Origin of the sequence: Erythrobacter aurantius (assembly GCF_023823125.1) — a bacterium.
Lineage (GTDB): Bacteria > Pseudomonadota > Alphaproteobacteria > Sphingomonadales > Sphingomonadaceae > Erythrobacter > Erythrobacter aurantius.
This window is the reverse complement of record NZ_CP090949.1, coordinates 1,731,642-1,744,288: the sequence shown is the minus strand read 5'-3', so window position 1 is coordinate 1,744,288 and position 12,647 is coordinate 1,731,642. Positions and strand designations below refer to the sequence as shown.

Genomic DNA, 12,647 nt, shown 5'->3' with positions numbered 1-12,647 from the left:
ACCTGCCAGATCGCATCGGGTTGATCCAGACTGTCGGCATAGTCGCATTCATCTTGCTGCTCTGTCGGAATCGGCCTCTCGCGCCATCTCGGCAATCCTCGCGCGGTAAAATCTGGTGCGCCGCACGATGACAAAGGCGAAGATGATCCAGGCGGCGCCGACCAGACCGAACCCGATCCATTGCAGTGGCACCGGCCCGGCCATGAGCCATTGTCCCGATAACCGAGGCCACACGACCAGCCCCCCGCCCAGAGCGAGCAGCGCCAGCCCGGTCAAGCGAACAAGCCGCATATAGGCACGCACTTCGGCTCGCAATTCGGGCCGCACCCGTCCGATCTTCATGCCTTCCGCCTCCCTCACCTGATCCGGTAGTAATCGGCCACCCGGTCCAGCGCCAGCTTCAGCACCAGCTTGCCGCTGCGCGCCGGCCACCCCAGCCCCTTTTCCGCTTCGGGCAGCCCTTCACCCGCGCACACCACGCGCCACAGCACATCTTCGAGCCCCTTACCGGCAGCGCGGATCGCGCCGTCGAAACGCTGTTTGGCCGCGACCTGCCGCTCGGTCGCACTCAGCACCTGATCGCCGGTGGTCTTCACCCGCACCGGGTCCCAGCGCATGGTGACATTGGCGGATAGCTGCGCGCGTTCGAAATCGCGCCGCAGGATTTCGCCCGCCTGAAACAGACGATCATCGATATGACCGCGCGCATGCAGCCAGCTGAGCGGCGATTCCCCCAGGTTGACGGTGACACTGCGCCGCCCCTTGCTCCTTTCACCGCCGCGACGCGGCCCTTCGGACGTCAGCTCCCGTTCCACCAGTTTGCGCATTCCAATTGCTCCATATTCACCGATTTGGTGAAAACGGACTTGCATTGACTGCGGTGATGTAGGAAAATGAAAATTGCCATCTTGGTTACACGAACCAGCCTGATCACAACCGCAGAAGGGCATTCACCCGATGATCAATCGCATCCGCGAAATCCGCAAGGCAAAGGGAATGACACTCGCCGATCTGGCAGAGGCGTGCACCCCGCCCACCACCGCGCAGACGATCGGCAGGCTCGAAACAGGAATGCGCAACCTTTCGACCAAGTGGATGGACCGCATCGGCACGGCTTTGGGTGTCGATCCCGAAATCCTCGTCCGATCCGAAGCCCAGCCGCGCGCCCGGATTGTTGCCGAGTTGGGCTTTGGCGAACCCGAAGCGCTGCCTGCCCCACGCGAAGCGATCCTGCCGACGGAAATCGCGGCGCAAGGATCGGACGCGATCATGATGGTGCTGGAAGTGACCGCATCGATCGGGGAATACCGCCCCGGCGACATGGTGTGGCTGCGACAGGTTGCGCCCGAAAACGCAGGAAGCGCGATCAACCGCGATTGCCTTGTCCCGCGCCCCGGCGGTCGTTTCGCCTTCGGACGGCTGATCGACCAGAAAGGCACGCTGGTCGGAATTCTCCCTTCACAGGCCGGGAACAAGCAGCAGGTTATAGACAATCCGCCGTGGATCGCGGTCGCGACGATGCTGGTGCGCCCGCTCTGACGCAAAGCCGCGCCGGTTATGCCGCGTTAACCCCGCGCGCCCTATCGCAAACGCGAGACAGGAGATCAGGAACGTGAAGCCAGCGCGAAGGATACCGGGATGAAGCACGTCCTTGCGCTCAGCACGCTCTATCCCAACGCGGTGAACCCGCGCTTTGGCACCTTTGTCGCGCGCTCGCTCGAAGCGCTGGCAAAACGCGGTGACTGGCGTGTCAGCGTGGTCAATCCGATCGGGATTCCGCCGCTGGCATTGGGACGATACCGCGCCTTGTCACAGCTCGACGAGATTGGGGAGGAAGGCGGCATTGCCGTCCACCGCCCGCGCTTCACCCTGATTCCGGCGGTGGGTGCGCGGCGTAATGCCTCGGCCATCGCCAAGGCGGCCCTGCCCGTGATCGAGCGGATTCACGCGCAAACGCCGATTGACGTGATCGACGCGCAATTCTTCTTTCCCGATGGGCCGGCGGCGGCATGGATCGCGCAAAGGCTGGGCCTTCCGCTGTCGCTGAAGGCGCGAGGCAGCGACATCACCTATTGGGGCGGGCTGGATTTCGCGCGGGAACAAATGCTCGAAGCCGCCCGCCGCGCCACCGGCATCCTTTCCGTCAGTCAGGCGCTGGCAGAGGAAATGGTGGGCATGGGAATGCCGCGCGAGAAGATCACGCTGCATTACACCGGGCTGGATCGCGACCGGTTCCGGCCGTTTGACCACACCCGGCTGCGCGCCCAGATCAGCGGCGAGATCGGCTTTGCCCTGCCCGACAATGCACCGCTGCTGGTGAGCGTGGGCGCGCTGATCGCGCGCAAGGGTCATGATATCGCGATTGGCGCACAGCCGATGATTGAAGGCGCACGGCTGGTGATCGTGGGCAAGGGAGAGGACGAGGCGCATCTGCGCGATCTCGCCCGCGATCTGGGGCTGGCTGACAGGGTGCATTTTGCCGGGTCGCTGGATCATGACCTGCTGCCGCTGATCCTGTCGGCGGCGGATGTGATGGTCCTGCCCACCAGCAACGAAGGGCTCGCCAATGCCTGGGTCGAAGCGCTTGCCTGCGGCACGCCCGTCGTCACCTGCGATGTCGGCGGCGCGCGCGAACTGATCGCTTGCGACACCGCCGGAAGGCTGGTGGAGCGCAATCCCGAAGCCGTGGCCGAAGGCGTGAACTCGATCCTCAACAACCCGCCCATGCGGCAGGCTGTCGCCGCTCTGGTCGAACGGTTCAGCTGGGACAACAACGCCGCCGAACTGGCCGCGCATTACGAGCGATTGGCCAAGGGATGAGGCGCGAGGCCCCGCGCCTTTGCGGTTACAGCTTGCCCAGAACCTTCTTTTCCTGAATGTCGGTTTCGGTTTCCTGCGGCACGAAGCTGTCTGAGGTCACACCCATCCAGATCAGCAGCGGCGATGCAAGATAGACGCTCGAATAGGTGCCGATGAACAGGCCGGCTGTGATCGCGGCAACGAGGCCGAACAGGCTTGCCGGGCCGAAGAACAACAGCGGAAGCAGCGCCACCAGCAGCGTCAGCGATGTCATCACCGTACGCGCCAGCGTTTCGTTGACCGAAAGATCAAGCAGCTCGGGCAGCGGCATCTTGCGATACTTCTTCAGGTTTTCGCGGATACGGTCGTACACGACGATGGTGTCGTTCAGCGAATAACCGATGATCGCAAGGATCGCCGCGATGATCTGCAGGCTGAACTCCATCTGCGTCAGCGCGAACAGGCCCAGCGTCACCGAAACGTCGTGGAACAGCGCGAACAGCGCGCCCACGCCGAATTGCCATTCGAACCGGATCCAGATGTAGATCGCCACCATGATCATCGCCGCCAGCAATGCGAGCGCGGCATCGTTGCGGAATTCGCCCGATACCTTGCCCGAAACGCTGTCTACCCCGTCAATGCGGACATCGGGGTGATTGACGCTGATCGCCTCGACGATCTGGTTGGTCATCTGGTTGGCGAATTCGGGATTGCCCTCCGCCTCGGGCGGCAGCTTGACGCGGATCGACACTTCATTGGGTTCACCGAAACGCTGCACGATCGGGTCTTCGACCGATTCCAGCGCGGTCAGCGTCTCTCGCAGTTCCACCACCGGCGCTTCTGCGGTTTCGGTGAAGGTCGCGCGGATTTCCTGTCCGCCGGCGAAATCGACCCCGTAGTTGAGGCCCATAGTCGCCACCGCGACCCAGCCGCCAATGGTCAGCAGGATGCTCAGAATGAAGAAGGGTACGCGCAGCTTGAGGAACTTGATGTTGGTGTCCTCGGGCACGAGCTTAAGCAGTTTCATGTCTCGCCTCCCTTCCTCAGATTGTCAGGTCTTTGGGGCGCTTCGAGCTGAGATAGCCCGCGACCCACATCTTCGTCAGCGTCACGGCGGTAAACACCGAAGTGACGAGCCCGATCACCAGCACCACGGCAAAGCCGCGGATCGGACCGGAGCCGAACCAGAACAGCAGCACGCCCGCGATGAAATTGGTGACGTTCGCGTCATAGATCGCGCGGCTGGCCTCGTTGTACCCGTTCTCCACCGCGGTCACGACCTTGCGGCCGCGCTTGCGTTCCTCACGAATGCGTTCGTTGATCAGCACGTTGGCGTCCACCGCCGCGCCCACCGTCAGCACGAAGCCCGCGATCCCCGGCAGCGTCAGCGTGAAATTGCCGATCGCCATCAGGCCCAGCAGCATCAGCACGTTGAACACCAGCGCAATCGTCGCATAGATGCCGAACCGGCCATAGGTCGCGATCATCAGCGTGATCACCGCAAGGCTGCCGATAATCATGGCGACAAGCCCGCTGCGGATTGATTCCGCGCCCAGATCAGGCCCGACAGTGCGTTCCTCGATCACTGCAAGTGGCACCGGCAGCGCGCCCGATTGCAGCGAGATCGCCAGCTGGTTTGCGCTTTCCGCGGTGAAATTGCCCGAAATCTGCGCCGAACCACCCAGGATCGGCTCGTTGAAGACCGGCGCCGAAATCACTTTTCCGTCAAGGATGATGGCAAAGCGTTCGCCGACGTTCTCGGTCGAAAGCTGGGCGAATTTCTGGCCGCCCTGCTGGTCGAACTGGATGTTGACGACGTTTTCGTTGTTCCGGCTGTCCACCCCAGCGCGGGCGTTGATCAGGCTGTCGCCGCGAATGCCGCCGAGCCGCTTGACCGCTTCGAACCCGCCGGGAAAATCGCTGTCTTCGGCATAGGGGAAGATCTGGCTACCCGGATTGGCTACGCCTGCCTGCGTGTTGGTGGGTAGAGCCTGCTGATCGACCAGCTTGAATTCGAGCTGCGCGGTCTGGCCCAGCTGATCCTTGAGCGCCTGCGGGTCTTGGAGGCCCGGCACCTGCACCACGATGCGGGTGTCGCCCTGGCGGATGATCGTCGGTTCGCGCGTGCCGAGAAGGTCGATACGGCGGCGCACGACTTCGACCGCGCCTTCCATCGCGGTGTTGACGGCCACGTCGATCCCGCGATCGGTCGGGGTCAACACCATGCGCTGTCCATCAACAACGGTCAGATCCCATTCGCGCACCAGCCCTTCGCCCATCATCAGGGGTTCGAGCACGCCGCGCGCACGATCAATGTCGGTCGCGGAATCAAGGATGAACGACAACTGCCCTTCGCTGCGCGAGGTATCGCCAAACTCGATTTCCGGGGTCGCGTTCTCAAGCGCCTGCTTGACCGCTTCTTCCATGTTTTCGAGCTTCTGGCGCTTCACATCCTCGGGCTTCGCTTCGAGCAGGAGGTGCGAACCGCCTGCAAGGTCAAGCCCGAGGTTGACCTGTGGCAGCGAGGATTCCTCCTGCGCCTGCGGCGTCGTCGCTTCCGTGGGCGCCGGTTCTTCCATGAACGGGGCGACCAGCGACGGCAGCGCGGCCGCTGCCAATGCGAGCGTCAGGCCCCATAGCGAAAACTTCTTCCAGAGTGGGAAATCAAGCATTGTCGCCCAGTTTCAACCTTGTGACATGATACATGGATGTCCGACGAAGTCGGGTCGCAGACGCCGGTGAGGCGTCAGTCGTTCGCGGGCTTGCCACCCGGTTCGATCAGGTCGGCGATGGTGTGCTTCACCGCTTTCACCTTCACATTCGGCGCCAGTTCTATTTCGGCATAGGTATCGTCCACCTTCACCACCTTGCCGACAAGACCGCCTTGGGTGACGACCTGATCGCCCTTCTTCAGCCCGGCCACGCGTTCCTGATGTTCCTTCTGACGCTTCATCTGAGGCCGGATGATCAGGAACCAGAAAATGGCGATCATGCCAAAAATCCAGATCAGATTGGTCCATGCAGGTGGGGCGGCAGCAGCGCCGGCTCCGGCAGCGGCAAGAAGATCAAACATGAATACGATCCCGTCGAATTTGAATGTGCAAACTGTCCCGAAAGGCGCGGTTCGCGCAATCGCAGCCGCACCCGTTCCGATTTAAGTGGGCGCGGTTAGCAGCAATGCAAGCGCACGGCAATTCACCCTGTGCAGGGCGGCCGAATAAAGCGCGCAGGCCATCCATGCGGAAATTCGCTGAGGAAGCGGCTTGCCAGACAAAATCCCCCGCCCTATAGCGCGCCTCCTCCACTGGATACGGGAAGTAGCGCAGCCTGGTAGCGCATCACACTGGGGGTGTGGGGGTCGCAGGTTCGAATCCTGTCTTCCCGACCAGTGGAGCATCCACCCAAAAAACCCCCAAAGCACGGAGCAGCATTATCTGTTGCCCGAGAAACCGCACTCGGCATTCATCGGACAATATCTGCCGTTTGTCCTTGCGGCCTGTTCAATTGTGACAAGTCTGCGCAAGGAACTTTCATGGTCGCCCGGCATTCTCCTACCCTGATGAAACAGGCAATTCTCCTTTGCGGAACCGCGACGCTGTGCGCAGCCTTCGCGCCGGCGCAAGCGCGGGCGGAGATGGTGATGGTGGCGAGCAGCGCCGTCGATTCCGCCGCTGAAGATGAAACCGGGCAGGCTTCGACACAGGCCAACACCCGCCGCACCTTTGTTCCGGAAGACTTCGTCCGCTTCGCTCCGCGCAGCGCGCTCGACATGGCGCGGCAGATTCCCGGCTTTTCCATCCGCGAAGGCGAAGGCGATCGCGGTCTTGGCCAGGCCGATACCAATGTCCTGATCAATGGCCGGCGCATTTCGGGCAAATCGAACGGCCCGGTTGCAGCGTTGCAACGCATCCCCACCAATGAGGTCGTCCGGCTGGAACTGGTCGACGGCGCCAGCCTCGACATCGGCGGTTTGACCGGACAGGTGCTGAACGTCGTCACCGCCAGCGCCGGCGGCATTTCCGGCCAGTTCCGCTACTCCCCGCAAATCCGATCACGCGGGACACCGGCACGCCTTTACGAAGGTTCGGTCGCATTCGCGGGCGGCGGGCAGAAGGATGAATGGACGCTCGCGCTGCAGAACGATTCCAATCGTCGCGGCGATGACGGGCCCGAACGCGTGTTCGACAGCGCGGGCAATCTGATCGATCTGCGCGAGGAAATCCGCAATTCGGACTTCGACGTGTTCGGCCTTTCAGGGTCGTACACCCGGATCGCCAACAACGAAAACGTGCTGAACATCACCGGCCAGATCGGCGGCGTGATCCGGCGCGATACCGAGATTTCCGAAAGGTCCGGCCCGATCTCCCCGGTCGACCGGACGCGTTCGCTGCGCAGCACCGAAGACGAATTCAATGTCGAGCTGGGCGTGGATTACCAGTTTGCGGTCTTGGGCGGTCGGCTGAAGCTGATTGCCTTTCACCGTTACGAAGACAGCCCTACCACTTCGGTACAGATTACCGAATTCGCCGATGGAAGTCCGGCGGACGGCACAAGGTTCGTGCGCGATGCCGACGAAGGGGAAACCATCGGCCGCGCCGAATTCACCTTTGGCGCGTTGGGCGGCGATCTGGTTTACGCCATCGAAGGCGCGCGCAATTATCTCGACATCAATTCCGCACTTGAAGTGCTGGATACACAGGGCGCATTCCAGCCTGTTGGTTTGGCAGGAGCAAGCGCGCGCGTGGAAGAAGACCGGGTCGATACCGGCCTCACCTACAGCCGCGGGGTGGCCCAGGGATTGCAATTGCAGGTCTCGCTGGGCGGAGAATATTCGCGCATCAGCCAATCCGGCCCCTTTGGACAGACCCGCACATTCTACCGACCCAAGGGCTTCGTCGCACTCGACTGGAAGGCGTCACCCGATCTCAGCATCGCGGGCCGGGTCGAACGGCGCGTCGGGCAGCTCAACTTCTTTGACTTCATCGCCTCGGTCGATCTCGATCAGGATAGAACCGATGTGACCAACGCCAACCTCGTGCCGCCGCAAAGCTGGGTGCTCGAAGTGGAAGCCAACATCGGCCTTGGTGCGCTCGGTTCGCTTGCGCTGCGCCCGTTCTACGAGGACATTTCCGATATCGTCGACCAGATCCCGATTGCCGGTGGCGGTCAGGCGCCGGGCAATCTGCCCTCTGCCAAGAGTTACGGCGTCGAAGGCGATCTGACGTTGCTGTCCGAACCACTGGGATGGCGTGGAACGCGGGCCGACCTCGGCTTTCGCTATGCCGGCAGTTCAGTGCGCGATCCGTTGATCGGCAACAAGCGGGAATTGGGCGGGTTCAGGACTGCGTCGATCAACGCCGACCTGCGCCATGATTTTCGCGGCACAAGCTGGGCTGTGGGCGGCTCCGCCAACTGGTCGGACAATGCACCCAATGTCCGGCTCGACGAAATCGCGCTTGATCGCGAATCTTTCGCCTTCGTTTCAGCCTTCGTGGAAAACAAGGATGTCGCCGGGCTGACCATGCGCGCCAGTGTCAACAATCTGGTGAACCGCCAGAACCTGTTCGACCGCACCGTGTTCGCTGATCGCGCGGCGGGAATCGTCGATTTCGTCGAAGATCGCGATCGCACCTTCGGCATGATCTTCACGCTGGCGATTGAAGGATCGTTCTGAGCGCCCTACCCGGTTGATCCGAGATGAGGAGTTCACGATGACACACCGCCCCACCCTCAAGATGCGCAGCTGGCTGTTTGCCCCGGGCGACAGCGAGAAGAAGATGGGCAAGGCCATCGCCAGCGATGCCGATATCGCCCTGCTCGACCTTGAGGATTCGGTCGTCCCAGAACGCAAGGCGGAGGCGCGGACCATGGTGGCCGAAGCGATTGCCGCTTGTGACAACCGGGCGCGCGTTTGGGTGCGGATCAACCCGCTTTCAGGCGGACTGACGGAGGCTGATCTCGACGCGATCATGGCCGCAGGGCCGGGCGGCGTGTTCCTGCCCAAGGCCGAAGGCGGAGAGGATGTCGCGACGCTCGACGCGATGCTGACCGCGCGCGAAGAAGCCGCCGGGATCGCCCCCGGTTCGACCAAGGTCGCCGCGCTCGTCACCGAAACGGCGGCGGCGATGTTCACCACCGGCACTTACGCTGGCGCGCCGCGTCTGGTGGCGATGAGCTGGGGCGCGGAGGATCTTTCGAGCGAGCTTGGCGCCCGGGTTCAGCGCGGCGAGGATGGCGAATATCTGCCGATTTTCGGACTGGCTCGCAGCCTGTGCCTGCTCGGCGCGGTCAAGGCCGGGGTCGCCCCGATCGAGACGGTACAGCCCGAATTCCGCGACCTCGAAGCGCTGGAAAAACGTGCGCGGGCGGTGCGGGCGCAGGGTTTTCGCGGGATGCTGGCCATCCACCCGGCTCAAGTCGCCCCGATCAACGCCGCCTTCACCCCCAGTGCGGATGAAATTGCCCACGCCCGCGCCGTGGTGCAGGCCTTTGCCGACACTCCGGGCGCGGGGACGGTGGCGCTGGACGGAAACATGCTCGACCGGCCGCATCTGGCGCTGGCTGAACGACTGCTAGCGGAGGCTGAAGGCGGCTGAGATCGCACCAACACCGGCCAAGCCGGACTGATTGGCACTTCAACTTTCCTACACGAACCTATTTGGTTATCACAGCCGCGACTCGCAACAGGAGCGCAGCTGCAAAGGCCCTTATCGAAAGCCTCATCGGTCCGATCACTTCCCTGCTCGACAAGATCATCCCGGACAAGGAAGCGCGCGCCAAGGCGCAGCTTGAACTGCTGCGGCTCGAAGGGTCGCAGGAAATGCAGATGATCGAGGCGCGGTTGCAGGCCATCGTCGCCGAAGCGCAAAGCACCGATCCCTGGACCAGCCGCGCCCGGCCCAGCTTCCTCTACGTGATGTATGCGCTGATCCTGTTCGCCGTACCGATGGGCGTGATCGCCGCGTTTGACCCGATCACGGCGCGCGCCATCGGCGAAGGCATGACCGCCTATCTCGCCGCCCTGCCGGAACCGCTCTACGCGCTGTTCGGCACCGGCTACCTCGGCTACACCGCCGCACGCCAATGGGGCAAGATCAAGGGTGTGGAGCGTTAGGCGGAAGACTGCCCGGCAGATACGCCGGGCAGCCCCTATTGCCTGAAGTGCGTCAGAACCGCTTCGTAAAGCGCACCCAGCCGCCCTGCCCAGATCCCGGCAAGCGTTCTCCCACAGCCACATCGGATGCACCCACCCTGCTGCGGCCCGCGAGATGCGGCTGGTATTCGGCATCGAACAGGTTCTCGACCCCGGCCTCGATCGCCATGCCGTCGTGCATCGCATAGCGCGCGAACAGGCCGAACACGGCAAAGGAATCGCTTGATGCCTCGCCATTGGACAAGGCGACCTTGTTCTGGGCAGCCGAGGCAAACATTTCCGCCCCGAAAGACAGACGATCGCCCTGCCAACTTGCCGAAAGCCGCAGGTTGGCAGGCGCGATGCGATAGAGATCGTCATCTATATCACGCCGCCTGCCCCGGACATAGCTGGCCGTCCCCTCGATCACGAACCGCGCCACCGGGCGGATGCGGAAATCAAGATCGGCCCCCATCAGTTCCGCATCGACATTGCCGAAGCGCAGGGGCGTCGTGTCCCCGTTCATCGCCGCAATCATTTCAACCGGGCTGTCGATCACGCCGATGGTGGCATCGAACGGCACGCCCTGAATGAAATCGTCGACGCGCCGATAGAACACCGTCGGCCGCAGCGAGAACACCTCGTTTTCGAAGTCGAAGCCCAGTTCGGCGATCCATGCGGTTTCAGGCGCCAGATCGAGATTGCCGACATAGATATTGCCATCGGCAAGGCCGAAGCTGGCCTCTGTCGGCAACCAGCCGAAGCGTTCCAGCAGGCTTGGCACGCGCTCCTTGCGCGCCAGCGTCACGCGGGGAGTGATATCGCCCACGTCCACCCACGCCCGCAGGACGGTGTCGAAAGTGGTAGCCGACCTGTCCCGGTCCGCCGCGCCAAACGCTGCTGCCAGACCGCGCGGCCCCATAGGCACAGCCGCACCCAGCTGCGGCACGCCCGCAGTCTGATCGGTTCGGTCCACCCGCGCCCCCAGCTCGAACTGGACTTCTCCTAGCGCGCCGCGCCACTGGGCAAACGCGCCCAGCCGTTCGGACTGAACATTAGGCTGCGAATCGATGAAGAACGCATCGTTGAACGGGTTGGTGATCCGCACGAATTTGTCCGTAAGCTCGGCATCGCCGCCAATCTGGAGATAGGCGCCTTGCGAGCCGAACCGCAGCGACGCCTCCGCCGTGCTGGTGTCTGCATTGGCAAATGTCGCCCGCGCCATCATCGGCGGGGCGGCAGGCTGGCGGGTGGTCTGGTTATCCATCAGGTGACGGATCGCTACATGGCCAAGCCGCAGATCGAGATGCACCTGATCGGCAATCTCTCCGCGAAAGCCGCCCTGCACGAAATCGGTATCGAAATAGACGATATCGAGCGCGAAGGGTGGATTGCCGGTCGGGTCGGTTTCGCTGCGGCGGTATTCGACATAGAGTTCGCCCGGCCCGGTGCGGAATCCGGCATGCGCCCCATACAGATTGCGCTCGAACGAGGTGCCGACCGCGGTGCCGCCGAGGAATTCGTAATCATCCCCTTCCTCGCGGCTGGCGATCAGGCCGATCCGCCAATCGGAACTGGCCATCCCGACAAGCCCGCCGATCGCATGGCTGTCATCCACCGAACGGTACTGGCTGGCAAACCGGGCCTGCGGGGAAAGCGATGCGCTGTCGGAAAACTCGGCCTGCACCAGTTGCGCATTCACCGCCCCGGCCAAGGAGGGGCCTTGCGCAACGGGCGCGACACCGCGGGCGATGTCGATCCGGTCAACCAGGATCGACGGGGCATAATGAAGCGGCGGGTCCATCGCATTGGGGCCGCCGGTGGCAAAGCGCTGTCCGTTGACACGCCCCAGCACGCGTTGCCCGGCAAGGCCGCGATACGACAATTGCCCGGACAGGGCGCCATTGCCCACCACCGCGCCGCCCGGAATACGGGCCGCGATGGCGGCGGCATCGGCCGGCAGCGCGATCTGTTCAGGCATCGGTATGCCGTCCTGCGCAATTGTGTCGCGGCGAACGGCGGTGACGACGATGGTATCGTTGAGGACGGAGTCCCCGGCATCGGCAGGGGTATCTTCCTGCGCAGAGGCAGGCTGGTGCGAAAGCAGCAGGCACGACGCAAGCGCCCCGCCTGTAATCAGGTATCTTGAATTCATGGTTTTCTCATCTGTCTGATCGGCACAAGCGCACGATCCGGCTCGAGGCCGGCCAGCACGCAAATTGTCTCGAAAATCAGATGAAAACGGGCGGCCCACGCAGCGGCGGGCGCAGATAAGGGCGCGCGCTGACAAATATCGGCTTGCTTGGCGCAAGGCCGAGCAACAGGACAAACAGGATCGCGGCGACCAGCAATTCCGGGTCGACCGGCCCGGTCGTCAGCTTCAGCGTGCCGCCAAAGGCGCAATCCTTGGCCTTGGCAGCCGATGTCGAACCGCTATCGCTTTCATGCCCGTGACCCATTGCAGCATGATCGACCGCATGATCGACCGCATGATCGACTATGTGCATATCAGCGGGCGGCGAAGCGGCGAGCCGGGAAAGCCCATTGGTTTCAGGGCAGACCACAACGCTCAGCCAGCCCGAAGCCGAAGGCGCGATCATATATCCCGCAGGAGCAAGCGAATTCAGCCCCAGCCCCGCAAGCAGGAGGGCGAACACCGCCAGCCGGAACCGGCGCAGAGGGGAATTCAATGCGGCCACTGATGCTGGCCTCTATG

12 protein-coding genes and 1 tRNA gene are annotated in these 12,647 nt (G+C 63.0%); 6 read left to right on the top strand and 7 right to left on the bottom strand.

Annotated features, from left to right (window positions below):
* Positions 1-48: 48 nt before the first annotated feature.
* Both L1K66_RS08290 and L1K66_RS08285 read right to left on the bottom strand, forming a co-directional pair.
* The gene (locus L1K66_RS08290; RefSeq protein ID WP_252257453.1) at positions 49-342 is read right to left on the bottom strand and encodes a hypothetical protein; all 294 of its coding nucleotides are present in this window, start codon (positions 340-342) and stop codon (positions 49-51) included.
* Between the two features lie 14 nt (positions 343-356).
* Positions 357-827 (bottom strand): DUF6456 domain-containing protein, encoded by a 471-nt coding sequence (locus L1K66_RS08285; protein WP_252257452.1) that lies wholly within the window; start codon positions 825-827, stop codon positions 357-359.
* A gap of 130 nt (positions 828-957) precedes the next feature.
* Here L1K66_RS08285 and L1K66_RS08280 point away from each other — a divergent pair, with 130 nt between their 5' ends.
* Together L1K66_RS08280 and L1K66_RS08275 are read left to right on the top strand one after the other, a co-directional pair.
* A complete protein-coding gene (locus tag L1K66_RS08280) occupies positions 958-1,539 on the top strand; it encodes a helix-turn-helix domain-containing protein (RefSeq protein WP_034952903.1) in 582 nt (193 codons plus the stop codon).
* A 99-nt stretch (positions 1,540-1,638) separates the two neighbouring features.
* On the top strand, positions 1,639-2,820 hold the full coding sequence (locus L1K66_RS08275; RefSeq protein WP_252257451.1) for a glycosyltransferase: 1,182 nt from the start codon (positions 1,639-1,641) through the stop codon (positions 2,818-2,820).
* Positions 2,821-2,845: 25 nt separating this feature from the next.
* Here the strand turns inward: L1K66_RS08275 and secF are convergent, their stop codons facing one another.
* From secF to yajC, 3 genes are all read right to left on the bottom strand, one after another.
* Positions 2,846-3,826, bottom strand: coding sequence for a protein translocase subunit SecF (gene secF, locus L1K66_RS08270; protein WP_252257450.1), 981 nt, complete (start codon positions 3,824-3,826; stop codon positions 2,846-2,848).
* Between the two features lie 16 nt (positions 3,827-3,842).
* A complete protein-coding gene (gene secD, locus L1K66_RS08265) occupies positions 3,843-5,471 on the bottom strand; it encodes a protein translocase subunit SecD (RefSeq protein WP_252257449.1) in 1,629 nt (542 codons plus the stop codon).
* A 74-nt stretch (positions 5,472-5,545) separates the two neighbouring features.
* Positions 5,546-5,872 carry a preprotein translocase subunit YajC gene (gene yajC, locus L1K66_RS08260; protein WP_034952893.1) on the bottom strand — a complete coding sequence of 109 codons (327 nt, stop codon included), beginning with the start codon at positions 5,870-5,872 and terminating at the stop codon, positions 5,546-5,548.
* Positions 5,873-6,110: 238 nt separating this feature from the next.
* Between yajC and L1K66_RS08255 the strand changes: the two genes are divergently transcribed.
* From L1K66_RS08255 to L1K66_RS08240, 4 genes are all read left to right on the top strand, one after another.
* Positions 6,111-6,187, top strand: a tRNA-Pro gene (locus L1K66_RS08255).
* Between the two features lie 171 nt (positions 6,188-6,358).
* Entirely contained in the window at positions 6,359-8,473 is a 2,115-nt protein-coding gene (locus L1K66_RS08250) for a TonB-dependent receptor plug domain-containing protein (RefSeq protein WP_252257448.1), read from the top strand.
* A gap of 37 nt (positions 8,474-8,510) precedes the next feature.
* Positions 8,511-9,395, top strand: coding sequence for an HpcH/HpaI aldolase/citrate lyase family protein (locus L1K66_RS08245; RefSeq protein WP_252257447.1), 885 nt, complete (start codon positions 8,511-8,513; stop codon positions 9,393-9,395).
* Between the two features lie 62 nt (positions 9,396-9,457).
* Entirely contained in the window at positions 9,458-9,913 is a 456-nt protein-coding gene (locus tag L1K66_RS08240; protein WP_252257446.1) for a holin family protein, read from the top strand.
* A gap of 52 nt (positions 9,914-9,965) precedes the next feature.
* Here the strand turns inward: L1K66_RS08240 and L1K66_RS08235 are convergent, their stop codons facing one another.
* Together L1K66_RS08235 and L1K66_RS08230 are read right to left on the bottom strand one after the other, a co-directional pair.
* A complete protein-coding gene (locus tag L1K66_RS08235; RefSeq protein ID WP_252257445.1) occupies positions 9,966-12,086 on the bottom strand; it encodes a TonB-dependent receptor in 2,121 nt (706 codons plus the stop codon).
* A 76-nt stretch (positions 12,087-12,162) separates the two neighbouring features.
* Positions 12,163-12,621: a DUF2946 family protein gene (locus L1K66_RS08230; protein WP_252257444.1), complete on the bottom strand. Its 459-nt coding sequence runs from the start codon at positions 12,619-12,621 to the stop codon at positions 12,163-12,165.
* Positions 12,622-12,647 lie beyond the last annotated feature (26 nt).